At 61.6% G+C, this 21753-nt stretch carries 23 protein-coding genes and 1 pseudogene; 11 read left to right on the top strand and 13 right to left on the bottom strand.

Annotation, left to right across the window (positions count from 1 at the left end):
• Window positions 1–48: 48 nt before the first annotated feature.
• The 5 genes from ACQ4WS_RS04835 to alkB form a co-directional block, all read right to left on the bottom strand.
• A complete protein-coding gene (locus ACQ4WS_RS04835) occupies window positions 49–441 on the bottom strand; it encodes a hypothetical protein (RefSeq protein ID WP_436474142.1) in 393 nt (130 codons plus the stop codon).
• On the bottom strand, window positions 441–1259 hold the full coding sequence (gene blaOXA / locus ACQ4WS_RS04830) for a class D beta-lactamase (RefSeq protein ID WP_436474140.1): 819 nt from the start codon (window positions 1257–1259) through the stop codon (window positions 441–443). The genes ACQ4WS_RS04835 and blaOXA overlap by 1 nt, the downstream gene beginning before the upstream one ends.
• A gap of 101 nt (window positions 1260–1360) precedes the next feature.
• Window positions 1361–1528, bottom strand: coding sequence for a hypothetical protein (locus tag ACQ4WS_RS04825; protein WP_436474138.1), 168 nt, complete (start codon window positions 1526–1528; stop codon window positions 1361–1363).
• Window positions 1529–1552: 24 nt separating this feature from the next.
• Window positions 1553–2482, bottom strand: coding sequence for a GTP cyclohydrolase FolE2 (gene folE2 / locus ACQ4WS_RS04820; protein ID WP_436474136.1), 930 nt, complete (start codon window positions 2480–2482; stop codon window positions 1553–1555).
• A 93-nt stretch (window positions 2483–2575) separates the two neighbouring features.
• Entirely contained in the window at window positions 2576–3238 is a 663-nt protein-coding gene (alkB, locus tag ACQ4WS_RS04815; RefSeq protein WP_436474135.1) for a DNA oxidative demethylase AlkB, read from the bottom strand.
• 94 nt (window positions 3239–3332) lie between these two features.
• On the opposite strand from alkB, the gene ACQ4WS_RS04810 reads away from it, so the two are divergent.
• The gene (locus tag ACQ4WS_RS04810; protein WP_436474133.1) at window positions 3333–3803 is read left to right on the top strand and encodes a heme-degrading domain-containing protein; all 471 of its coding nucleotides are present in this window, start codon (window positions 3333–3335) and stop codon (window positions 3801–3803) included.
• On the opposite strand, the gene ACQ4WS_RS04805 is transcribed toward ACQ4WS_RS04810, so the two are convergent.
• From ACQ4WS_RS04805 to ACQ4WS_RS04795, 3 genes are read right to left on the bottom strand one after another with little or no spacing between them, the layout of a single operon-like run.
• Window positions 3800–4492, bottom strand: coding sequence for an aspartate/glutamate racemase family protein (locus ACQ4WS_RS04805; RefSeq protein ID WP_436474131.1), 693 nt, complete (start codon window positions 4490–4492; stop codon window positions 3800–3802). The two genes, ACQ4WS_RS04810 and ACQ4WS_RS04805, sit on opposite strands and share 4 nt — an antisense overlap.
• 34 nt (window positions 4493–4526) lie before the next feature.
• Window positions 4527–5282, bottom strand: coding sequence for an SDR family NAD(P)-dependent oxidoreductase (locus ACQ4WS_RS04800; protein WP_436474129.1), 756 nt, complete (start codon window positions 5280–5282; stop codon window positions 4527–4529).
• Window positions 5257–5985 carry a GntR family transcriptional regulator gene (locus ACQ4WS_RS04795; RefSeq protein WP_436474127.1) on the bottom strand — a complete coding sequence of 243 codons (729 nt, stop codon included), beginning with the start codon at window positions 5983–5985 and terminating at the stop codon, window positions 5257–5259. The genes ACQ4WS_RS04800 and ACQ4WS_RS04795 overlap by 26 nt, the downstream gene beginning before the upstream one ends.
• A gap of 145 nt (window positions 5986–6130) precedes the next feature.
• On the opposite strand from ACQ4WS_RS04795, the gene ACQ4WS_RS04790 reads away from it, so the two are divergent.
• On the top strand, window positions 6131–6583 hold the full coding sequence (locus ACQ4WS_RS04790) for an acyl-CoA thioesterase (RefSeq protein ID WP_436474126.1): 453 nt from the start codon (window positions 6131–6133) through the stop codon (window positions 6581–6583).
• Here the strand turns inward: ACQ4WS_RS04790 and ACQ4WS_RS04785 are convergent.
• The gene (locus ACQ4WS_RS04785) at window positions 6580–7263 is read right to left on the bottom strand and encodes a YoaK family protein (protein WP_436474124.1); all 684 of its coding nucleotides are present in this window, start codon (window positions 7261–7263) and stop codon (window positions 6580–6582) included. The two genes, ACQ4WS_RS04790 and ACQ4WS_RS04785, sit on opposite strands and share 4 nt — an antisense overlap.
• Before the next feature lie 189 nt (window positions 7264–7452).
• Here ACQ4WS_RS04785 and ACQ4WS_RS04780 point away from each other — a divergent pair, with 189 nt between their 5' ends.
• Window positions 7453–8817 carry an amino acid permease gene (locus ACQ4WS_RS04780; protein WP_436474122.1) on the top strand — a complete coding sequence of 455 codons (1365 nt, stop codon included), beginning with the start codon at window positions 7453–7455 and terminating at the stop codon, window positions 8815–8817.
• Between the two features lie 90 nt (window positions 8818–8907).
• Here the strand turns inward: ACQ4WS_RS04780 and ACQ4WS_RS04775 are convergent, their stop codons facing one another.
• The gene (locus ACQ4WS_RS04775) at window positions 8908–10533 is read right to left on the bottom strand and encodes a hypothetical protein (RefSeq protein WP_436474120.1); all 1626 of its coding nucleotides are present in this window, start codon (window positions 10531–10533) and stop codon (window positions 8908–8910) included.
• A gap of 422 nt (window positions 10534–10955) precedes the next feature.
• On the opposite strand from ACQ4WS_RS04775, the gene ACQ4WS_RS04770 reads away from it, so the two are divergent.
• The 6 genes from ACQ4WS_RS04770 (at window position 10956) to ACQ4WS_RS04745 (ending at window position 16673) form a co-directional block, all read left to right on the top strand.
• Window positions 10956–12662, top strand: coding sequence for a methyl-accepting chemotaxis protein (locus ACQ4WS_RS04770; protein ID WP_436474118.1), 1707 nt, complete (start codon window positions 10956–10958; stop codon window positions 12660–12662).
• 23 nt (window positions 12663–12685) lie between these two features.
• The gene (gene cysC, locus ACQ4WS_RS04765; protein WP_436474116.1) at window positions 12686–13315 is read left to right on the top strand and encodes an adenylyl-sulfate kinase; all 630 of its coding nucleotides are present in this window, start codon (window positions 12686–12688) and stop codon (window positions 13313–13315) included.
• Between the two features lie 34 nt (window positions 13316–13349).
• Window positions 13350–14468, top strand: coding sequence for a sulfotransferase family protein (locus ACQ4WS_RS04760; RefSeq protein ID WP_436474114.1), 1119 nt, complete (start codon window positions 13350–13352; stop codon window positions 14466–14468).
• A gap of 196 nt (window positions 14469–14664) precedes the next feature.
• Entirely contained in the window at window positions 14665–16005 is a 1341-nt protein-coding gene (locus tag ACQ4WS_RS04755) for a sensor domain-containing protein (RefSeq protein ID WP_436474112.1), read from the top strand.
• A gap of 48 nt (window positions 16006–16053) precedes the next feature.
• A complete protein-coding gene (locus ACQ4WS_RS04750) occupies window positions 16054–16176 on the top strand; it encodes a hypothetical protein (RefSeq protein ID WP_436474110.1) in 123 nt (40 codons plus the stop codon).
• 53 nt (window positions 16177–16229) lie between these two features.
• Window positions 16230–16673: a DUF411 domain-containing protein gene (locus ACQ4WS_RS04745; RefSeq protein ID WP_436474108.1), complete on the top strand. Its 444-nt coding sequence runs from the start codon at window positions 16230–16232 to the stop codon at window positions 16671–16673.
• Window positions 16674–16766: 93 nt separating this feature from the next.
• On the opposite strand, the gene ACQ4WS_RS04740 is transcribed toward ACQ4WS_RS04745, so the two are convergent.
• Window positions 16767–18998, bottom strand: coding sequence for an NADP-dependent isocitrate dehydrogenase (locus tag ACQ4WS_RS04740; RefSeq protein WP_436474106.1), 2232 nt, complete (start codon window positions 18996–18998; stop codon window positions 16767–16769).
• A gap of 308 nt (window positions 18999–19306) precedes the next feature.
• Window positions 19307–19429, bottom strand: coding sequence for a hypothetical protein (locus ACQ4WS_RS04735; RefSeq protein WP_436474104.1), 123 nt, complete (start codon window positions 19427–19429; stop codon window positions 19307–19309).
• A gap of 136 nt (window positions 19430–19565) precedes the next feature.
• On the opposite strand from ACQ4WS_RS04735, the pseudogene ACQ4WS_RS04730 reads away from it, so the two are divergent.
• Window positions 19566–20102, top strand: a pseudogene (locus ACQ4WS_RS04730) (integrase core domain-containing protein); the annotation flags it as partial.
• A gap of 145 nt (window positions 20103–20247) precedes the next feature.
• A complete protein-coding gene (locus ACQ4WS_RS04725) occupies window positions 20248–21048 on the top strand; it encodes a hypothetical protein (RefSeq protein ID WP_436474103.1) in 801 nt (266 codons plus the stop codon).
• A 98-nt stretch (window positions 21049–21146) separates the two neighbouring features.
• On the opposite strand, the gene ACQ4WS_RS04720 is transcribed toward ACQ4WS_RS04725, so the two are convergent.
• On the bottom strand, window positions 21147–21753 hold a 607-nt coding region (locus ACQ4WS_RS04720), incomplete at its 5' end, for an IS3 family transposase (protein ID WP_436474101.1).

The following is a 21753-nucleotide window of genomic DNA, read 5'->3' as shown; positions in this document are numbered from 1 at the left end:
AATCCGTTTCAGCAAGTATATAGGGCGGGCAACAAAGCGGGCCGGAATTTACGCCAGGCAAGCATCCAGGCGTGCCAGGGTGACGCCGACATACGCGCCCACGCAGCGTGCGTCATGCGTCGTAAACGGGTTTTCCAGTTGCAGCAGGCCGCAGTCGCAGATGACGGGATCGACCTGGGTCACGACGCCCAGCGCCAGGTAGCGCCAGCCATCGAGGCGCAGCAGGCGCTTTTCCTGGCCCGGGTTGGCGCGGAAGATGGCGTCCCAGTCGTCACGCTCGCTGGGCATGGGCGACAGTTCGAGCTGAACTTGCGTGCCGGCGGCCATCTGGCAACCACCGAACTCGTCCATCACATGCAGGCGCAGGCCGCCCACCTCGATGACGGCTTCCAGATAGTCGCCCTCGCTCGCAATGAAGGTGGCGGCGACGATGCTGGCCATCACTTCTGCGCCTGCTCCAGCAGGGCCGGCAATTCTTTCAACATGGCGTCGCGCGTGCGCAGGCCCGCCGATGGCAGGCCCTTCTGCTCGTCCTGCACCAGGCGCGCAAACACGATGCTGCGCTCGCCCTTGCTGGCCCAGCCCACGAACCAGCCATAGCCATGCGCTTCGTCGAAGCTGCCGTCGGCCTTGCGCGGGAAGGCCGCACCCGTCTTGCCGTGCACTTGCCAGCCGTCCACGTCCGCCAGGCGGGTCAGGCGCTGCGTGGCTTCCATTGCCTGTTTCGTCACGGGCAGCTGGTAATTGACCAGCTTGCGCAAAAAGCCCAGCTGTTCCAGCGGAGATATCTTCAGCGAAGAGCTGATCCACGAGCGTTCCAGGCTGTTGTCCTTGCCCGGGTCGCCCGAGACGTCCGCATTGCCATAACGCAAAGCCTTCGCATATTTCCGGAAGCGCTCGGCGCCCAGCGCCTGCGTGATCTGCTGCGAATACCAGACGACGGAATACTGCATCCAGCGCGACGGATCCGTATCCTGGCGCCAGGCGTCGCCGCCCCAGTCCACGTAGCTCTGGCGGTATGGCAGGCTGGGCTTGTGCTCGTCCTTGAGGAAGCCGGCGTCGTAACCCATCAGGCTGAGCGCGATCTTGAACGTGGATGCGGGGGTGACGCGGTCGATGCAATTACCCTCTTGCATCAAGACGGCACCCGTGCTGGCGTCGGCCATGGCGGTGCAGATGGTGGCGGCCTGGGCTTGCGAGGCGGTCAGGACGGCGCCTGTCAGGCCGAGGATGAACGGGAAAAATGCGCGATATTTCATGGGCCTCCGGGGTTGGGGGAGAAGGACAAAGCGAAATTGTACCGGGCAGCGCGGCGCGATGCCAGCGACGATACATCGCCTTGACCCCGGCGCCTCGCAATCTAGCGTCCTGCCGGCGTGCCCGGCTGGCGTTCCCGCTTCAGATGTTCCTCTTCCAGTTCGTCCATGCCCAGCTTTTCCTCGTCGATCAGCGCATGTTCGCGCCGTTCGCGTTCCACTTCCGCTTCCAGGCTGTCATCGTTGACTTCCCGCTCGATTTTCTCCGGCATGCTGCCCTCCTCCACGGTGGTTGACTAGAAATGTCCAGCAAGCTGGCCCGCCTGCGCCACGGCATCGTGCGGATGCAGGCTTTCCATATGCCGTACGGTAACACGTGCCTGCGCATAATGTGACGCCAGTGGCGCCAGCGCCGCCTGCACGCGGCGGGCCGCGTCTTCCACATACATCAGATTAGCACCATTCAAACGCGCGAACGCCTGTTCGTCCGCACGTTTTACGGCCGTCTGCAGCGGCGTCGCCAGCGCCGCTTCCACCAGGTCGATCAAGGGAAACAGCTCCAGCTTCGCCTGCTGCGTCAAGGACACGGTGACCGTCGCCGTGCTGCGCTGGCTGTGCGGCGTGGCCAGGCTGGCATGTTCCCGCAGCCAGTCGCGCGCGGCGACGGCATCGATGCCGCCCACGCCAAATTGCGCCGCGAAGGCGTCGGCGAGCAGTTGCCGCGCCAGCGCCGCCGAGCACGGACAGGTCGACGAATAGCCGATCTCCACCGTCAGGGATAGCGCAAAGCCCTGCGGAGAAATACTGGCCTGCAGGCGCACGGGATACGATTTCCAGCCCGATAAGCCCGCCGTCAGCAGAGCCGGCTGGCGCCGCAGCAAGGGAAACGCCAGCGCCATACGCGCCTGCGTGCTGGCGCAATCGGCGTGGCTGTCCACCATGCGCTGCAGCACGGCGGCCAGCGCGCCCGCATCGAGCGGCCCGGCGGCGGCAAACGCATCGAGCAGCAAATACAGGCGCGACATGTGGATGCCCTTGACGTGCGGGTCGGGCAAATCGACTTGCACGTCGGCCCAGGCATGGACCTGCTGCGCCTGCCCGCCCTCTGCCAGCCACAGCGGCAAGGCGATGGCCTGCATGCCGACCCACTCCAGCGGCAAGGGGTGACCCAGATGGGGCCCGGCCGCCACGTCGGGCAGGGGCGAGGAAAGGGAATCGCGCTTCATGCTGATAGCTCCATATGCAAACAAGTTGCATATCATGGAGAAAAACCATCGCATTTGCAAGTGTCTTGCATTAATGGGAGGGATATTGACTGCTCAGCTGGCCTTGCGAAACGTCAGATTGATGCGTTGCGCGCCCAGCACCGCGTGTTCGCCCTCCTTCAGGGGCGCCACGCCGTGGAAGCGCAGGCGGTCGGCGCCGCCCCACACCACCACGTCGCCATGTAGCAGGGCGATGCGCGCCGCCTTGTCGGCCCGCTCGGCACCACCGAACAGGAAGGTGACGGGCAGCCCCAGCGAGACGGAGACGATGGGCGCGTTGAAATCGCACTCATCGCGGTCCTGGTGCAGGGCCATGCGCGCGCCGGGCGCATAGCGGTTGAGCAAGCAGGCGTCGGGCGTGAAGCCCGGATAGCCGGCCGCCAGCGCCGCCTGCTGCGCCAGACGCAGGAACACGGGCGGCATGGGCGGCCACGGAAAGCCGCTGGCCGGATCGCGCCGCGCGTAGCGATAGCCGCGTCCATCCGTGATCCAGCCCAGGGGACCGCAATTGCTCATGGCAACGGACATGCGCAAGCCGCCCGGCGTGGCCATGTGGCGCAAGGGCGCCGCTTGCACGATGGCGTCCAGCGCCGGCAGCACCTCGTCCAGATACGCCAGCGCAAAAGCGCGCAGCAGCACCGACGCGCACGAGCCGGGCACCAGCGGCGCCGGGCCGGCCGGAGCCTGGTCTTCATCGGCAAACAGGGACAGGTTCATGCACTCTATTGTAGGCCAGACATGGAAAAAGCGCGCGCGACTGGGCCCTGGTGCGCTACAGTAGCGCTTCCAGCCACTACCGCCCGCCTCCACGATGGATCATTACGCCGATTTGCTGCACACCCTGGCGCAACAGGAAGAATCACTGCAATTCGAACGCTTCGACAACGACGCGGCGCTGGCCGTGGGCCTGTGGATCGTCGAAGAAGTGCGCAAGCGGGGCAAGGCCGTCACCGTCAACATCACGCGCAACGGTCAAATCCTGTTCCACCACGCCATGACGGGCGCCACGGCGGACCAGGCGGACTGGATACGCCGCAAGAACAACACGGTGCAGCGCTTTTGCCGCAGTTCCTACTACATGGGCATCTCGTATAAAAGCCGCGGCAGCACCTTCGAAGACGTGAAATACCTCGATGACATCGAGTACGCGGGCCACGGCGGCGCGTTCCCCCTGCTGATACGCGGCGTGGGACTGGTCGGCACGGTGACCGTTTCCGGCCTGGCGCAGGCCGACGACCACGCGCTGGTGGTGGCCGCGCTACAGGCGCAGCTGGAACGCTAGGTTTCCAGGGCCCGGCGCAAGGCGGCGCGCGCCAGCAAGCGCGTCGAATCGAGCGTCGGCAGCGGCGAATTGGCGTCGCTGATGATCAGCGGGATTTCCGTGCAGCCGAGGATGACGGCGTCGCAGCCCTGCTCGCGCAAGCCGGCGATGATGGCCTGGAAGCGTGCCACGCTATCAGGTTTGATCACTCCCGGCACCAGTTCTTCCATGATGATGCGGTTGATCTCGCTGCGTTCATCCTCGCCAGGCCGCACGCAAGCGATGCCGCGCGCGGCCAGCTTGTCCGGATACACGGCGCTGTCGACCAGCCAGCGCGTGCCCGTCAGGCCTACGCGACGAAAACCACGCGCCGCCGCTTCGGCGGCCACCACGTCGGCAATATGCAGCCAGGGCAGCGGCGAACGGGGCGCCATCAGCTCGAATGCCTGGTGAATGGTGTTGTCGGGGCAGATCAGGAACTCGGCGCCGGCGGCAGCCAGCTTGCGCGCCGACGCCAGCATCAGCTCGGCCACGCCGGCCAGGTCGCCCCCGTTCAGGCACTCCACATAGCGCGCCAGCGGCGGCGTATGCATCGATACTTCCGGGTGTTCATACGCTCCCAGCGCATGCGCGCCCTCTTCGCAAATCGTGCGGTAGCAGAGAGCCGCCCCTTCGGCCGAACAGCCGACGATGCCGATATGTTGGGTCATGCTGAAGTCTCCTGATAAAGTTTGTTGGTCTGGATCAGATGCGCTGGCCGCCGTCGATGGGAATTTCCGCGCCCGTGATATACGAGGCGCGCTCGCTGCACAAGAACTCCACCAGGTCGGCCACTTCGGCCGTCGTGCCCAGGCGGCGCAATGGGATTTGCGTGTCGACGATGTGCGAAGTGCCGGGCGACAGGATGGCCGTGTCGATCTCGCCCGGTGCAATGGCGTTCACGCGCACGTTCAGCGGCGCCATGTCGTTGGCCATTTCGCGCGTCAGCGACGCCAGCGCCGCCTTCGAACTGGCGTAGGCCGAGCCGGCAAACGGGTGCACGCGGTAGCCGGCGATCGAGCACAGGTTCACGACGGCGCCATGCGCGTTCGACAATTCCTGCGCAAAGCCGCGCGTCAGCGCCAGCGGCGCAAAGAAATTCGTGTTGTACATTTCCTGCCACGTCTGCATGTCGGTGGTGAGCGAATTGACGCGCGAGCCGCCCGGCCCCTTCGGCGACACGCCCGCATTGTTCACCAGCGCATGCAATTTGGAGTCGCCCAGCATGGGGCGCAGCGTTTCGACCATCTGCCCGATCTGGCTCAGGTCCGACAAATCCATGCACACATGCGTGTTGTGCTCCTGGCTGCGCGGGCAGCCGCCGGGAATCGGGCTGCGCGAGACGGTGATGACCCGCCAGCCCAGGCTGCGGAAGCGTTCCGCCACGGCGTGGCCGATGCCGCGGCTGGCGCCCGTGACGATGGCCGTTTTCTGTTCAATCTTGTGCTTGATGTGCGTCATGTTCTTCCTTGTCTTGTTGTGTTGCGCCGGCGTGGATGCGTTCCTGGCGCATGACATAGGCCAGCATCTGCGTGCCGCCGTCGAGGATGTCCTGTTCGATGGCGTGCCGCGCGGCCGCGCCGTCGCGCTGGCGCAGCGCGCTGATGATGGCGTGGTGGTGGCCCACCCGCATATCGGGCGAAAAGCTGGCGTAGCCGGCGGCGATCAGGGGCGCCGTCTGCATCCACAGGTGGTCGACGAAACGTTTCAATGTCGGCATGCCGGCCGCCTGCGCCAGGCCCAGATGAAACGCCTGGTTGCATTGCAGGGCCGCCGCCAGGTCATGCCGTGCGATGGCCTCTTGATTCGCCTGCAGCAGGCGTTCCAGGTCATCCAGGGTGGCGTCGTCGATGCGCTGCGCCGCTTCAAACGCGCCCAGCCCTTCCAGTTCCAGGCGCAGCGCGCGGATTTCCAGGTAGCGCGCCACGCTCAGCACGGGCACGCGAAAGTCGCGCGGCGAGCGCAGTACCAGCGCCTCTTCCTGCACCAGTTGCAGCATGGCGTCGCGCACGGGCGTGACGCTGGTGCCCAGCTGCAGCGCCAGCTCGCGGATGCGCAGCCGGTCATTCGGCTGGAAGCGCCCGGCCGCCAGCGCGTCGCGCAGCATGGCATATACGGATTTTCCCAGGTTCACGTGCACCAGGCTGTCCAGGGGAGAATTCATGGGTGTTTTGAGAAAGTGGTTTGAAATAGAAATTATGATGCATCATACATCAAAGCAAAAACAAGCGTTTTTCCATGCGTGCGCAGGAGACAGGACGCGCCGCAAGAACGTACAATCAGCCGCCACCGTATCGAAAGGAGCGCACTTGAACTGGGATTATCCGCACGCCCACACCCTGCCCGTCATACCCGGAGCGGCCGACATCGACGGCTTGCAGCATACGAACAATGCCGTCTACGTGCGCTGGTGCGAGCATATTGCCTGGCACCATTCGGCCGCTCTGGGGCTCAATCTGGACGATTACCGGCGCCTTGACAGGGCCATGGCGATACGCCGCGGCGAATACGATTACCTGCTGCCCACCAAGATGGGTGAAGCGCTGACCCTGGCCACCTGGCTATGCGCCAGCGATGGCCGCTCCAGCATGGAACGGCGCTTCCAGCTGATCCGCGACAGCGACGGCGCCACCGTCGTGCGCGGACGCTGGGAATTGATCTGCATCGAACTGAGCAGCGGCCGCGCGCGCCGTCTGCCGCCCGAGTTTCTGGCCGTGTACGAACCGGCCATCGTCGCGGCGCGCCAAGCGGCGCAGGATTAAGCGGCCAGGCGCGCCGGCTCCAGCGCGATCAGCACCAGCAAGATGCCCAGCGGCACGGCCAGCGCGGCAAATCCCACGGCCAGATAGACAAAGGCGGCCAGGATGGCGCCCACGGCAAAACCCAACAGGGGCCAGAAGAATTTGACGCAGCGCTCGCGCGTGGCGCCATCGGCCGCGCCGCGCAGTACGTCGACCGTATCGATCACCAATTGCGTCACATTGCCCGTCATCATGGACGTGGGCGCCAGGTGCGCCAGCAGCAGCCGGCTGATGGCGCTATGCGCACCCATGGCCGCAGCGCCGAACAAGCCGGCCGTCGTGGCCATCGCGCCCGGCTCCGCCTCCAGCGGTTCAGCCAGCAGGCCAGACACCATAAAACCGAGCAGCAGCGCCAGCTCCAGCAACAGCGTCAGGCGCAGCGCCGGTCCGCTGCGGCGCTCGGCCGCCACGCTCAAGAGCCGCGCCGCCGCCACGCCCAGAATAAACGCGGGAAACGCCAGCAGCTTGAGGGCGATCGAGGCATGCGTGGCGTTGGCCAGCGCCGCGCCGATCAGCACGAAGTTGCCCGTCACATGGGCCGTGAACAGGCCAAACAGGGCGACAAAGCCCAGGGTATCGACATAGCCGGCCAAAAAGCCCAGGCTGATGCCTTGCAAACGGCTGCACTGCGCAAGATTCATACTCGCTCCTTGAAATTTCCCATCATGATACCGTGCCGCCAGCGCAGCCTGCAGCGGTTTTGCGCGCCGTTCGGCGAAGATACAGGGCTTTTCTTGCACCTCCGCAGTGCAACATGCATTTCGCTCCTGATTTGCCCGTGCATGCTTTAGAATCAGCGACCTCAGCCCCGTAAAAACAGGATAAAACATATGACGGCAGTCGGGATTACCGAACCACAAGAGCTCAAGCGCGGCCTGAAAAGCCGCCACATCCAGCTCATCGCCCTGGGCGGCGCCATCGGCACCGGCCTGTTTCTGGGTATCGCGCAAACCATCAAGATGGCCGGCCCCTCTGTCCTGCTGGGCTATGGCATCGCCGGCGTCATCGCCTTCCTGATCATGCGCCAGCTGGGCGAGATGGTGGTCGACGAACCCGTCGCCGGCTCTTTCAGCTACTTTGCCGACAAATACTGCGGCCACCTGCCCGGCTTCCTGTCGGGCTGGAACTACTGGGTGCTGTATGTACTCGTCAGCATGGCCGAACTGACGGCCGTCGGCATCTACGTGCAGTACTGGTGGCCGGGCGTGCCCACCTGGGTCTCGGCGCTCATCTTCTTTTGCGTCATCAACGCCATCAGCCTGTTGAACGTCAAGGCATTTGGCGAAATGGAATTCTGGTTCGCCCTCATCAAGGTGGTCGCCATCATCGGCATGATCGTCTTCGGCGCGTACCTGCTCGCCTCCGGCGACGCGGGCCCGCAGGCGTCGGTGGCCAACCTGTGGCAGCACGGCGGTTTCTTCCCGAATGGCTGGCAGGGACTGGTGATGGCCATGGCCGTCATCATGTTCTCGTTCGGCGGCCTGGAACTGGTCGGCATCACGGCGGCCGAGGCGGACGACCCGAGCACGACGATTCCACGCGCCACCAACCAGGCCATTTACCGCATCCTGATTTTCTACATCGGCGCGCTGGGCATTTTGCTGTCGCTGTACCCGTGGCAAAACGTCGTCACCGGCGGCAGCCCCTTCGTGCTGATCTTCCATGCGCTCGACAGCAACCTGGTGGCCACGGCCCTGAACGTGGTGGTGCTGACGGCCGCCCTGTCCGTGTATAACAGCGGCGTGTACTGCAACACGCGCATGCTGTTCGGCCTGGCCAAGCAAGGCAATGCGCCGCGCGCGCTGCTGCACCTGAACCGCCGCGGCGTGCCGCTGGTAGCGCTGGGTGTATCGGCCCTGGCGACGGGCGCCTGCGTGGTGGTGAATTACTTCATGCCGGGCGAAGCGTTCGAAGTGCTGATGGGACTCGTGGTATCGGCGCTGATCATCAACTGGGCCATGATCAGCTGGATCCATTTGCGCTTCCGCGCGCAGAAAAAAATCGAAGGCAAGACGACCTTGTTCCAGAGCCTGGGCTACCCTTTCACCAACTACCTGTGCCTGGTGTTTCTGGCCGGCATCCTGGTGATCATGTATCTGACGCCGGGCCTGCGCATCTCCGTCTATCTGATACCCGTGTGGCTCGCCGCGCTGGGCGTCGGTTACTGGATCAAGCAAAGCAAGGCCAAGGCATAGCTGCCTTGCGCTATATCAAGCAATAAGCAATGCAAAAAGCCCGTCTTCGCAGGAAGACGGGCTTTTTGCATTTTGGGGCGCGGTCTGTCGCTAAGCGGAAGCGGCCGCCCCTTCCTCCGGCAACACATCGGCTTGCCACAGGCTGATGGCGTGGCCCGCATACGATTGCAGCAACACGTCATCGCCCAGCGTGTGCAGCAATTTCTCGCGCTGCTCCGCCTTTTTCTCGGCAGTCATGCCCTGCTCGCCCATCTTGTATGGCCCCAGCACGGAGACCAGGTCGCGCATCAGCGAATGGTCGGTCGGCGTGGTGACATCCGACTCCACTTTGCCCAGCATAAATTTCGTGATGTGGGTCGACTGACTGGCCGCCTGCTGCAGGCTGGCCTTGACCAGCTTGCCATCCTTGTAGCCTATTTGCGCATCGCTGCTGGCCGTATCCTCAATCTGGTGATACGTGTAGTTTTGCGACTCCACCTTGTCGGTCAGGCGCAGGGCCACGCCCGGGACCAGCGTTTCGTGGAAACTCGCGCTCAGCTTCGATTGCTGCTGCTGGCGAATCGAGCGCTCATTCTGGCTGGCACCGGTAATGCTGGTCTTTTGTGACAGTTCGTACTGGAATCCATCCTTTTCCGACGAACGCATGGGATTGCTGAATGCCGCCGTTTGCGTGACCGATGCGCTAAAGTCCGGCAAGCCCGTCACCATGGCGCGGTCTGCCGCAGCCAGTTGCCATTTTCCCTGTTCCGGCAGGCCCGCGCTGGCTGGCGACACGGGCACATTGCTGTGCACGGCCGAAAACGCATCCTTGAACATGGACATCAAAGCGGCGTCGCCGTGGCCGCGCCAGGCAGCCTGGTCGATCTGCTTGATGTAGTTGCTCATGGCCTTCGCCTGCCCCTCCTTGCTGCCCAGGGCGTTCAGCTGGCTGGCGTCGACTTTCACGTCCAGCGTGCCGGCCGCGCCCGTGAAGCTGACCTTGCGCTGCGTGCTGTCAGCCTGGAAATCCAGGGTTTGCGTGCTTTGCGGCTCGCCGCGCAGCAGCACTTCCGCGTGCAGGTTCACCGATGCCAGCACTTCCTGGTCAAATTGCATCAGGCCGCTCAACTTGATCTTCGGCGTGCCCTGCGCCATGCCATCGATGGCTTGCTGGAACGCTTCCGACAGGTCGCCCAGGGCCTTCACTTCTGCGTCGCTGAGTTCGCCGCTGGTCGTCATGCGCACGGCCAGGCCGTCATCCTGGCTGTCGAGCGACAGCTTGACCTCGATGCCGCTTTTGGTGGTGATGCTGAGGCTAACCTTGTCTTGGCCATTGCCATGCAGGCTGGCTGGCGCAATGCCGCCCACCTCGGCGTAAGCGCCAGGCTGCGCGCGCGCCGGCGGCTGCAGCAGCGCTTGCGATACATTGCGCACGCCCCCCTTGAGCTGGTCCAGCAAGGCCGCACCAAGGCCACTGAAGCGCCCGCCAAACGATGCGTATGGGGCAAAATTTTTCGTCATCTGGTCGCTGACGTCGTCGCGCGACGGGCTTTCCCACACCTTGGGCGATGGCAGCAGGTAGGAGATGGCCGGCACCTCCCCTTCTTCCGCCCCAAAGGCAACGATGGTCGATGGCGTGGACGCCGGCACGGTCGGCGCGTCCGTCCGACTGGCCGTGACGCCAGACACACGGGACGGACCTGGATTCCAGCTCGGGATCGGGGAGACGGAGGTCATGGGTCTTATGCCTTGCTAAACGAGGATGGGTGATTGAATAAACTATGCATAACTTTCAGTTTTTGATAACGAGCAGCCATCGCGCAATCCCCCCGCTTTCACAGGGAAAGGATAGATGCATCTCGAGCGCCAGGCAGATGCTGCTATAACGACGTGAAATGTGAAATCATGAGCGAATGTGGCATGAAAATTTTTCATTCTTGATATAAATCACGCTACGTCCCAGTAACAGCGCCAACGCGGGCGCGCCATTTAACTCAGATTGGATCTGTTGCCGCATGTAAATTAATACTGTTGCTCAAATGATGAAAGTGACTATGTGTGACTTTCCCTCTACCGGCAATCACTATGATCGCTGAGTGCTTCGTAATGAATCCGCATTTGCTTATTCGGAACAGCAAGCATGGCCTTAAGGAGGCAGTATGAAATTTATGAACTTAAGCATCGCCAAGCGGCTCGGCCTGGGCTTTGGTCTGGTCGCCATCTTCCTGTTGCTGGTCATCACGCTGGGGCTGACCAGCATGCGGCAAATCCAGGATCGCATGGATGAAACCACCAAGGTCAACAACGTCGAAACCAGCCTTGCCCAGACCATGGATTTGACGGTCACTGAGCGGGCACTGGCGATGCGCAATCTGATTTTGCTGAAAGAGGACAAGGAAATCCAGATCGAAGTCACGCGCATCGCGGCGCAGGAAAAGAAGTACGAGGCCGCCCAGCAAAGGCTGGGCAAGATGTTCGCCAGCCGGGAAGGCACCTCTACCGAAGAAAGAAACCTGCTTGAACAGATCCGCAGACAAAGCGAGCTGGCCGCCCCCTTTATTCAAAAGGCCGCCACGCTGGCGCTGAACCAGCAGCAGGACGATGCCTACAAGCTGTTGCGCTATGAGTTCCGCCCGGTGCAAAAGCAATGGTGGGAATTGCTGCGCACCTTGATCGCCGTCGAAGAAAAGCAGAATAACGAAGCGTCTATCAATGCCGAGGCTGCCTACAGCCAGGCACGCCTGGTGATGCTGATCATCGGTTCGCTGGCGCTGGCCACCAGCCTGTTGGCCGCAGTGCTGATCACGCGCGGGGTGACGCGTCAACTCGGTTGCGAGCCCGGCGAAGCGGCGGCGATCGCCGGGCAGATCGCCAGCGGCAACCTGGCCGTCGCCATTCACACCCGCGCCGGCGACACGCACAGCCTGCTGTTCGCCATGCAATCGATGCGCGATAGCCTGGCGCAAATCGTCCAGCAAGTTCACGCCAGCACCGAGACCATCGCCACGGCGGCGGGACAAATCGCCATGGGCAACCTGGACTTGTCGTCGCGCACGGAACAGCAAGCCAGCACGCTGGAGCAAACTGCTTCGTCCATGGAAGAACTGACCAGCACGGTGCGCATCAACACCGACCATGCGCGCCAGGCCAACGGGCTGGCCGAATCGGCCTCCGATGTCGCCACCAAGGGAGGCGCCGTGGTGGCGCAAGTGGTCGACACCATGGCGGCCATCGATGTCTCGGCGCGCAAGATCGTCGACATCATCGCCGTCATCGACGGCATTGCCTTCCAGACGAATATCCTGGCGCTGAACGCGGCGGTCGAAGCGGCGCGCGCGGGGGAACAGGGGCGCGGCTTTGCCGTGGTGGCCACCGAGGTGCGCAATCTGGCGCAGCGCTCGGCTGCAGCGGCCAGGGAAATCAAGGACTTGATCGGCGACTCGGTCGACAAGGTCCAGGCCGGCAACCGCCTGGTCGAACAGGCTGGATCGACCATGCACGAGGTGGTCGCCAGCGTGCGGCGCGTCACCGGCATCATGTCCGAAATGATGTCTGCCAGCCAGGAACAATCGGCCGGCATCGAGCAAATCAATATGGCCGTGACGCAAATGGACAATGTGACGCAGCAAAACGCGGCCCTGGTCGAAGAAGCCGCCGCCGCCGCGCAAGCCATGCAGGAACAGGTCAACAGCCTGAACGACGTGGTCAGCGTCTTCCGCGTGGGAAATATGGCCAGCGGCCGCAATGCGGGATTGCGCGTGGTCAGCCGTCCGCCGCCGCTGGCGGCACGACGCCCGTCCGCCACGGCAAAGCCGTCCCGTCCGGCCGTCGCCAAGCCCAGCGAAATCGAGTGGGAGCAGTTTTGAGCCGGCGACGGCGGGAGTAGCACATGGGTAAGCTGGAACAGATAGACGCGGCGGGCGACGTGATGGCGACGCACATCTTCCCGCATGCTGGTCATATCAGCAAGGAACAGCGGGGACCGCTGGCCGGCCAGCTGGCCGCGACGCTGTGGCTGACCGGCTTGAGCGGCGCAGGCAAGTCGACGCTGGCGTACGCGCTGGAAAGGCGGCTGCTGGCGGCGGGCCACCTGAGCTGCGTGCTCGACGGCGACAATATGCGGCATCACCTGAATGGCGACCTGGGTTTCTCTCCCCGCGACCGCCAGGAAAACATCCGCCGCAGCGCCGTCGTGGCCAGGCTGATGAACGACGCCGGCATGATGGTCATCTGCGCCTTCATCTCGCCGCTGCGCAGCGACCGCGAGATGGCGCGCCAGATCATCGGCAGTGACAATTTTATCGAAGCCTACATCAGCACGCCGAGCGCGCTATGCGAGGAACGCGACCCCAAGGGACTGTACAAAAAAGCGCGCGCCGGACTGATCCCTGCATTTACGGGCGTCTCGGCGCCCTACGAAGCACCGCTGGCGCCGGCGCTGATGCTGGACACGGGCGTGCTGTCGCTGGAACAGGCCTGCGAGCGGCTGTTCCAGCAGCTGTGCCCGCGCTTCATCTGATGCCGCGCGCCCACCTTTTTCAAGGAATGATGAGATGAGCAGCAGCCACCAGCCCGGCGACGGCGCGCGCCCGCGCCCCGTCATGATGATCCCCCTGCGCCGCTGCGGCAGCCATGCCCTGCGCCTGCGCCTGAACCTGTCGCCGCAGTTTTATTCACCCTATCCGCTGCACCTGGTCGATATGATGCCGCTGCTACCTCTATACGGCGACTTGCGCGACGACCGCGCCTACTTTCGCCTGGTGGTCGATGTGGTGGGCCTGGCGGCGGCCAGCATGGTCAAGTGGCCGGGGGTCGTCTTCGATCCGGTGGAAGTGTTCGAGACGCTGCGCGGCCAGCCGCGCAGCATCCACCGCGTGGCATGGGAGTTGCTGTTGCGCGCCGGCGAACGCCGCCACGCACAGGTGGTCATGGACAAGTCGCTCGACAGCGTGCATTACGCCGACGACATCGTGAAGTTGTATCCGGACATGCTGTTCCTGAACGTCGTGCGCGATCCACGCGCGCAAGTGGCGTCGATGAACCGCGCCATCATCCACGATTTCGACACGCTGCTCAATACCAGGACCTGGCTGGCCGCCCTTGCGGCAGCCGAGCATGTCGTGCAACGCTATCCGCAGCGCGTGCTGACGATACGCTATGAAGATTTCCTGTCGCGGCAACAAGAGACGCTGGAAACGGTATGTGACTTTCTCGGCATTGCCTTCCTGCCGCAAATGCTGGACGTGGCCGCTTCGGCGGAGGCGCGGCAAATCGCGCAGTTGTCGTCACTCTGGTCGGCCAACTGCTATGCGCCGATCGCGGCCAACATCGACAAATTCAGGCAGCAACTGTCGGACGATGACATCAATCTCATCGAAACGCTCACCGGCCCGTATATGGATCGCTACGGCTACACACGCCTGAGCCGCGGCGACGCCAGCATCACGCCCGCGCTGATCGAGCTGGCCGGCATGCGCTCGGCGCAAGGACGCGAACGCGCCTGGCGCGCCCTGGAACAGGATAACTTCCGCGACTACGTGCTGCGCCGCTGCCGCGCCGACTATCTGGCCCAGCTGCATGTACGGCTCAGTCAGAGCAGTGGCGCGCCGGGCAACGGCACCATCGTTACGCTGGATCAACTCGACCCGGGCGCGTTTGTCGTCAGTGATTGAGAGCCTGGACATCGCCTGTTCCAGGCTGCGCTCCTGCGCCTGGAAAGCAACTTTTTGACGGGACGCCTCCTCCGAAGTGACAAGCATGAGCATGCCGCCGCCGTTGCCGGCAGGGCAAGCCGCGCTCAATGGTCACTTTTCCCTAAAAACAACAATTACAATATCAATCGGCAATGTCCACTAGAATAGTGGGCATATGAAACATATGATTAGCGCGCCGGTCGCCAGTTTCACCGATTTGCTGCTCGACGCCGTGTGCATGGTCGACGTGGAGGGGCGCTTTGTCTTCGTCAGCGCCGCCTGCGAACGCATCTTCGGCTACACGCAGCAGGAAATGATCGGCAAGCGCATGCTCGACCTGGTCGCTCCCGCCGACCGTGCGCGCACCCTGGCCGCCGCGCAAGCCATCATGGATGGCCATGCGCAGACGCACTTTGAAAACCGCTACCTGCGCAAGGATGGCAGCCTGGCGCACATCATGTGGTCGGCCCGCTGGTCCGCCGCCGACCAGCTGCGCGTGGCGGTGGCGCGCGACATCACCTTGCTGAAACAGGCGCAGGCAAAGCAGGCCGCCCTGTACGCCATCTCCGAAGCCATGCAGGCGACGCAAGACTTGCCCGCCTTGCTGCACCGCATCCAGCACATCATCGGCGAACACTTGCCGGCACGCAGCCTGACCTTGCTGCTGCATGACGAACATGGCGTGCAACTTCCCATCACCTGCCATGCCGACGACAGCGCGCCCCAGCCAACCTCGTCCCTGGCCAGCCTGCTGTGCGAGGAAGTCCTGCGCAGCGGGCGCCCCCTGCGTCTGCAGGCGGGACAACTGGCCGGCTTGCCGGCGGCGCTGCAAACGGCGGCCGGTGCCCTGTCCTCGTGCTGGCTTGCCGTGCCGCTATACTCCTCCATGGGCAGCATCGGCGCGCTGGCCTGGCAAGGCGGCCAGGATGCCGTCATCGGCACGGAGCAAGACCAGGATTTGCTGCAATTTGTCGCCAAGCAACTTGCCACCGCCATCGAGCGCCGGCAGTTGCAGACGCAAATGCAGTTCATGGCCATGCACGACGAGCTGACCCGCCTGCCGAACCGCCGCCTGTTCCTCGACCGCCTGCAAACGGCCTTCGCGCGCGCGCACCGCCAGGAAGGCCGGCTGTCGCTGCTGTTTCTGGACCTCGACAACTTCAAGCGCGTCAACGACGACCACGGCCATGCCTGTGGCGATCTGCTGCTGCAAACGGTGGCGAACCGCCTGCGCGATTGCATGCGCGAAACCGACACCCTGGCCAGGATGGGCGGCGATGAATTCGTCGTGCTTCTGGAAAGCAATACCACGCCGGTGGACGTCAGCCTGATCGAGCAAAAGATCCATGCGGCCCTGGCTGCGCCGCTGCACCTGGGCAACGGACAGCAATTGCAGATCGCCGTCAGCATCGGCGCGGCCCACTATCCGGACGACGGCGATACCATGCAGTTGCTGCTGCGCCATGCGGACCGGGCCATGTACGCGTCGAAAGTGCTGGCCGCCGCCGCGCGCTAGCGGGCGCTTGCTCCTGGCGACAGAGTCCCTATGCTATACTTTTCAGCGATGCTAAGACTCTTCAAAACATGGCTGATCCTGCTGCTGGTCACCATTGCAACGGCCACCTTGCTGACGGGATTCATTCCCGACGGCCAGCGCCGCCGCCGCGGCCACTTTCCGCTTAACTAACAAGCAGGCCACCCATGTGGCCGCGATAGCCTTTATCCGTCTGAAAGCAACACATGATCAAACATTTCTTATTGCGCGGCGCCTTCGCCGCCATGCTGGGCCTGCCCACGTTCGCCATGGCGGCCCTGCCCGTCATTGAAGTCTACAAGAGCGCCTCCTGCGGCTGCTGTTCCGAATGGATCAAGCATCTGGAAGCGAACGGTTTTACGGTGCGCGCGAAAAATGTCGAGATGCCGGCGCAATACCGCAAGCTGGCCGGCATTCCCGACGCCCTCGGTTCCTGCCATACGGGCCTCGTCAACGGCTACGCCATCGAAGGCCATGTACCGGCCAGCGAGATCAAGCAGTTGCTGCGCGAGAAACCCAAGGCGAAAGGCCTGGCCGTGCCGGCAATGCCGATGGGTTCTCCAGGCATGGAAGGACCGCGCAAGGAGCCGTATGACGTCTTGCTAGTCAAGAGCAATGGCAGCACCGAGGTCTACAAGCACTACCAATAACACTGAGGGGAAATGAAAAACGCCGCCGGAATCACTTCCGGCGGCGTTGTTTTTTGTCAGGCAGTAAAGACCTTACTGCCTGTCAGGACTGCATCAGATGCTGTCCAGCACGGCATTCAGGCTGGCGCTAGGACGCATGACCGCTTCCGTCTTCGCTGGATCTGGCAGGTAGTAACCGCCGATATCCGTTTCCTTGCCTTGCACTGCTTTCAGCTCGGCAACGATCTTCTCTTCATTCTCGGCCAGGGCTTTTGCCAATGGCGCGAAGTGCGCTGCCAGTTCCGCATCGTCCTTCTGCGTGGCCAGAGCTTGCGCCCAGTACATGGCCAGGTAGAAATGACTGCCACGGTTGTCCAGCTCGCCGGTGCGTGGCGATGGCGACTTGTTGTTGTCCAGCAGTTTGCCGGTGGCTTCATCCAGGGTTTTCGCGAGGATTTTAGCCTTCGCATTGCCCGTTTTGATGCCCATGTCTTCCAGCGACACGGCCAGTGCCAGGAACTCGCCCAGCGAATCCCAGCGCAAATGGTTTTCTTCCACCAGTTGCTTGACGTGTTTCGGTGCCGAACCGCCGGCGCCTGTTTCGTACATGCCGCCACCGGCCATCAGTGGCACGATCGACAGCATCTTGGCGGACGTGCCCAGTTCCAGGATCGGGAACAAATCGGTCAGGTAATCGCGCAAGATGTTGCCGGTCACCGAGATGGTGTCCAGGCCGCGGAAGGCGCGCTCCAGGGTGTAACGCATGGCGCGCGTTTGCGACATGATCTGGATGTCCAGGCCCTTGGTGTCGTGCTCCTTCAGGTAAACCTGTACCTTCTTGATGACTTCGTTCTCGTGCGGACGGTAGGAATCGAGCCAGAACACGGCAGGCATGCCCGAGTTGCGCGCGCGCGTGACGGCCAGCTTGACCCAGTCGCGGATCGGCGCGTCCTTGACCTGGCACATGCGCCAGATATCGCCCTCTTCCACCGTTTGCGTCAGCAGCACTTCGCCCGTTTCCAGGTCGGTGATATTGGCGATGCCGCCTTCCGGCACTTCAAAGGTCTTGTCGTGCGAACCGTATTCTTCCGCCTGCTGCGCCATCAGGCCCACGTTCGGCACGGTGCCCATGGTCTTCGGATCGAAGTTGCCATGCCATTTGCAAAAGCCAATCATTTCCTGGTAGATGCGCGCGAAAGTCGATTCCGGCATGACTGCCTTGACGTCTTTCGGACGGCCATCGGCGCCCCACATCTTGCCGCCGATACGGATCATGGCGGGCATCGACGCGTCGACGATGATGTCGTTCGGCGAATGGAAGTTGGTGATGCCCTTGGCCGAATCGACCATGGCCAGTTCCGGACGATTCGCGTGGCAGGCGTGCAGGTCTTTCAGCACTTCATCTTTTTGCGACGCTGGCAGGGTTTCGATCTTGTCGTACAGGTTGCTCATGCCATTGTTGACATTCACGCCCAGCTTGTCGAACAAGGCAGCGTGCTTGGCGAACGCGTCCTTGTAGAAAATGCGCACGCAGTGACCGAAAACGATCGGGTGCGAGACCTTCATCATGGTGGCCTTGACGTGCAGCGAGAACATCACGCCCGTCTTGAAGGCGTCGTCGATTTCCTTCTCGTAGAACTCCAGCAGCGCTTTCTTGCTCATGAACATGCTGTCGATGATTTCTCCCGCTTGCAGGGAAACCTTCGGTTTCAGCACGATGGTCTTGCCCGAGGCCGTGACCAGTTCCATCTTGACATCGCGCGCTTTTTCCAGGGTCAGCGATTTTTCGCCATGGTAGAAGTCACCATGATGCATGTGCGAGACGTGGGTTTGCGACGACTGGCTCCACTCGCCCATCGAATGCGGGTGCTTGCGCGCATACTCTTTGACAGCCTTCGGTGCGCGACGGTCGGAATTGCCTTCACGCAGGACCGGGTTGACCGAGCTGCCGATGCACTTGCCGTAGCGGGCCTTCAAGGCCTTTTCTTCGTCCGTCTTCGCATCTTCCGGGTAATCCGGCAACTTGTAGCCACGGCCTTGCAATTCGCGCACGCAAGCGATCAATTGACCTTGGGAAGCGCTGATGTTCGGCAGCTTGATGATGTTGGTGTCCGGATTCTGGGTCAATTTGCCCAGTTCAGCCAGGGTGTTCGGGACTTTTTGCGCGTCCGTCAGGAATTCGGGAAATTCAGCCAGTACACGCGACGCCACCGAGATATCGCTGGCGACCACGTCCACGCCAGCCGGCGCGGTGAATTTTTTGATAATTGGCAGCAGGGAATACGTCGCGAGCAGCGGCGCCTCGTCAGTCAGCGTGTAGATGATTTTGGATTTTTGTGTTGCCATGTTCATTCCCTTGTATGCGGTGATGCCTGGTGGTTAACTTTCTTCAGTCCAAACACAGGACGGTTAGCCTTGCTTTGGACGGCTAGTGTGCCGGCGGTGACGCCGTGCTTGCCCACCACGTATTTTAGACTGTCCTGCCGCTGTTTGTGTATCCGATGGCGACGAATCTTATATAAGACAGCAAATATCTGGAACTACCCAGCCCGAACGGCCATTTTCCGCCTTGAGATGGGCGCGTGACAGCGGCCCGGCATGTATACGGCCATGCAAAAGCATTCAATATTGATAACATTCATCTGCGAGCGACGTCACGGGCGCTCGTTCTTGACGATGCCGCGCAGATTCGTCAGCGCCAGGCAAACGTTCAGTACGATCAAGGCCCAGGCCCCGTCTTGCCAGCCCCGGCAGACCCACAGCACATTGCTGAACACCCCTGAACCCGGCAAAGCGCCGCGCGGCCGTGCGCGAACCCGCCAGCCAGGCCGCCAGCAACCAAGCGGCCATGGCCGGCCATGGCAATCATTCGATGAATTCGGAGATGGCGCCTCCCGTTTGCGAAGAGCTTAGCTGCCCGACGAGCAACAGCGGCGCTATCTGTTTGTCGCCATTGACCGCGCTACACGCTGGGTCTACATGGCAATCTACGCCGACCAAAGTGACTGCAGCAGCGTCGACTTCCTGAACAAAGTGAAACAGGTCTGCCCCGTCAAGATCGTCAAACTGCTCACTGATAACGGCAGCCAGTTCACGGATCGTTTCACCAGCCAGAGCCGCAAGAGGGAACCCAGTGGCCATCATATCTTTGATCGTCTCTGCAAGCAGTTTGGCATTGAGCATCGGCTGATTCCGCCACGCCATCCACAAACGAACGGCATGGTTGAGCGCTTCAACGGGCGCATCAGCGAGATCGTCGGCCAGACGCGATTCGGGTCTGCGGCAGAACTCGCATCGACGCTGCAAAGCTATCTGAAACTCTACAACCACAACATTCCGCAGCGCGCCTTAAACCATCAAACTCCCATTCAGGCGCTCAAAGAATGGCAGGCTAAGAAGCCGGATTTATTTGTAAAGCGTGTTTATAAGCAGATAAATATTGACATTTAAGCAACACCATTGACCTTGGCCGTTCAGCTAAATTCAACCGCGCACGAATTGTTGCTTATTTGGGAAAAGTGATAATTGAATAGAAACTAACCAATCTTATTAATTAGCATCGTAAGAATATTCCTACATCTTATTGGAGGCCCAGATGCTAAACATCTTGTCCGCTACGACATTCATGTACTTTGCCACAACGATGGTTCAAGGCGCGGCATTTTCTCAAGAAGTGGAAAAGTCGCCGCCAACAATCTTAAGCGGGCCAACTGAGACCTCTGAAGCTGTTGTAGGAACACCATCCCTACTAGATATACAGGAGGCTTCGGCCACACAGAATGCTGCGCCAGTTCAACCGCAGTTAGGGGCAACACCGGCAAGTGGTACCGTAACAAGTGATGCAGGCCATTCAAAGCCATCACCACAAGCAGTGAAAACCGATGTGGCGCGAGACCAGCTATCTATCACCGTCATTAAAAATGCCGGCAAGGTATCGCTAAACATCGCGGAGAGACAGGAAGTTGAGTCAAAAGTGATCGTCTTTTACCGCGAAGTGCAAAAGGACTGTTGGAGCAAGCTCATCGAGCTAAAAACAGAAAGTTCAAGCAGCACAAAGAAACAAGCTTATTTCAATGCAATCGGAGCTTTCGTAGCACTGATAGGCGGGGTCATCGCGTATGCGCCGGCAAAGACTGTATTGATGGGGATCGGCATATCCTCTGCTGGCGGTTCTAATTCTGTGATAGGCGAACTCTCGAATAGAGAGGGCACAAATAAAACACTGTCACAGCAAAACATTGACGACTTAACTGCGCAGTACTCCAGGTCGATTACAGAATATAAGAGCATTGTTAAGGATGAAGACTCGACGGGAGCAAAACGCCTTGACGCACTCATCGATGCACAGTCAGGCTGTATGGGGCTATTGACGGCTATGAAAGCTCGGGGATCATGAAGCTACCGCTTCGTGAATTTCGCTTTTTCTCGTTCAGTGCGCTTACGTTGTGCATAAGGGCCCGTTCGCAATGGATGGCACAGTGATGACTGCGGTGGTCAAGTAATTTCGGACACAACGATAGGTTCACGTTCTGCCATTTTCTGTTCGTAGACAGAGGGCGGCAGATTGCCCAATGCTGAATTGATGCGCTTGCAGTTATAGAAGCCGACGATGTAGTCGGTGATGTCGGCTTTGGCCTCGGCGTGGTTAGCGTATTGACGCTGCCAGACCCGTTCCATCTTGAGGTTCAAGAAGAAGCGTTCAGCGACGGCGTTGTCCCAGCAGTTACCTTTGCGGCTCATGCTGCAGACGAAGCCGTGGCTGGCCAGCAGGTCCTGGTAAAGCTCGCTGGCATATTGACTGCCCCGGTCGGAATGGACGATCAGTCCAGCTGCCGGCCGGCGCTGTTGAATGGCCATCGTCAACGCATCGCAGACCAGCTTGGCTGGCATGCTTGGTGCCATGGCCCAGCCCACCACTTTGCGCGCGTAAAGGTCCAGCACGGTTGCCAGATACAGCCAGCCGGCACCGGTACGGATGTACGTGATGTCGCTGACGTACGCCAGGTTCGGCGCGCTCGGATTGAACTGTCGGTTCAGCACGTTGGCGGCCACTGGCAGGTCGTGCTTGCTGTCCGTCGTATGGACGAACTTGCGCTTCCAG

This window comes from Janthinobacterium leeuwenhoeki (assembly GCF_051380795.1).
GTDB lineage: Bacteria > Pseudomonadota > Gammaproteobacteria > Burkholderiales > Burkholderiaceae_D > Janthinobacterium.
Note: the sequence above shows the minus strand (reverse complement) of the source record. Positions and strands in the feature narration are given on the sequence as shown.

Bases quoted from the DNA above. Each gene is read 5' to 3' on its own strand.
- ACQ4WS_RS04740 (WP_436474106.1), bottom strand. From the start codon at position 18,998: ATGGCAACACAAAAATCCAAAATCATCTACACGCTGACTGACGAGGCG.
- ACQ4WS_RS04795 (WP_436474127.1), bottom strand. From the start codon at position 5,985: ATGAATTCTCCCCTGGACAGCCTGGTGCACGTGAACCTGGGAAAATCC.
- ACQ4WS_RS04835 (WP_436474142.1), bottom strand. From the start codon at position 441: ATGGCCAGCATCGTCGCCGCCACCTTCATTGCGAGCGAGGGCGACTAT.
- ACQ4WS_RS04810 (WP_436474133.1), top strand. From the start codon at position 3,333: ATGGATCATTACGCCGATTTGCTGCACACCCTGGCGCAACAGGAAGAA.
- blaOXA (WP_436474140.1), bottom strand. From the start codon at position 1,259: ATGAAATATCGCGCATTTTTCCCGTTCATCCTCGGCCTGACAGGCGCC.
- ACQ4WS_RS04725 (WP_436474103.1), top strand. From the start codon at position 20,248: ATGCTAAACATCTTGTCCGCTACGACATTCATGTACTTTGCCACAACG.
- ACQ4WS_RS04800 (WP_436474129.1), bottom strand. From the start codon at position 5,282: ATGACGCACATCAAGCACAAGATTGAACAGAAAACGGCCATCGTCACG.
- ACQ4WS_RS04805 (WP_436474131.1), bottom strand. From the start codon at position 4,492: ATGACCCAACATATCGGCATCGTCGGCTGTTCGGCCGAAGGGGCGGCT.
- folE2 (WP_436474136.1), bottom strand. From the start codon at position 2,482: ATGAAGCGCGATTCCCTTTCCTCGCCCCTGCCCGACGTGGCGGCCGGG.
- ACQ4WS_RS04825 (WP_436474138.1), bottom strand. From the start codon at position 1,528: ATGCCGGAGAAAATCGAGCGGGAAGTCAACGATGACAGCCTGGAAGCG.
- ACQ4WS_RS04755 (WP_436474112.1), top strand. From the start codon at position 14,665: ATGAAACATATGATTAGCGCGCCGGTCGCCAGTTTCACCGATTTGCTG.
- ACQ4WS_RS04785 (WP_436474124.1), bottom strand. From the start codon at position 7,263: ATGAATCTTGCGCAGTGCAGCCGTTTGCAAGGCATCAGCCTGGGCTTT.
- ACQ4WS_RS04775 (WP_436474120.1), bottom strand. From the start codon at position 10,533: ATGACCTCCGTCTCCCCGATCCCGAGCTGGAATCCAGGTCCGTCCCGT.
- alkB (WP_436474135.1), bottom strand. From the start codon at position 3,238: ATGAACCTGTCCCTGTTTGCCGATGAAGACCAGGCTCCGGCCGGCCCG.
- ACQ4WS_RS04750 (WP_436474110.1), top strand. From the start codon at position 16,054: ATGCTAAGACTCTTCAAAACATGGCTGATCCTGCTGCTGGTCACCATT.
- cysC (WP_436474116.1), top strand. From the start codon at position 12,686: ATGGGTAAGCTGGAACAGATAGACGCGGCGGGCGACGTGATGGCGACG.
- ACQ4WS_RS04745 (WP_436474108.1), top strand. From the start codon at position 16,230: ATGATCAAACATTTCTTATTGCGCGGCGCCTTCGCCGCCATGCTGGGC.
- ACQ4WS_RS04760 (WP_436474114.1), top strand. From the start codon at position 13,350: ATGAGCAGCAGCCACCAGCCCGGCGACGGCGCGCGCCCGCGCCCCGTC.
- ACQ4WS_RS04780 (WP_436474122.1), top strand. From the start codon at position 7,453: ATGACGGCAGTCGGGATTACCGAACCACAAGAGCTCAAGCGCGGCCTG.
- ACQ4WS_RS04770 (WP_436474118.1), top strand. From the start codon at position 10,956: ATGAAATTTATGAACTTAAGCATCGCCAAGCGGCTCGGCCTGGGCTTT.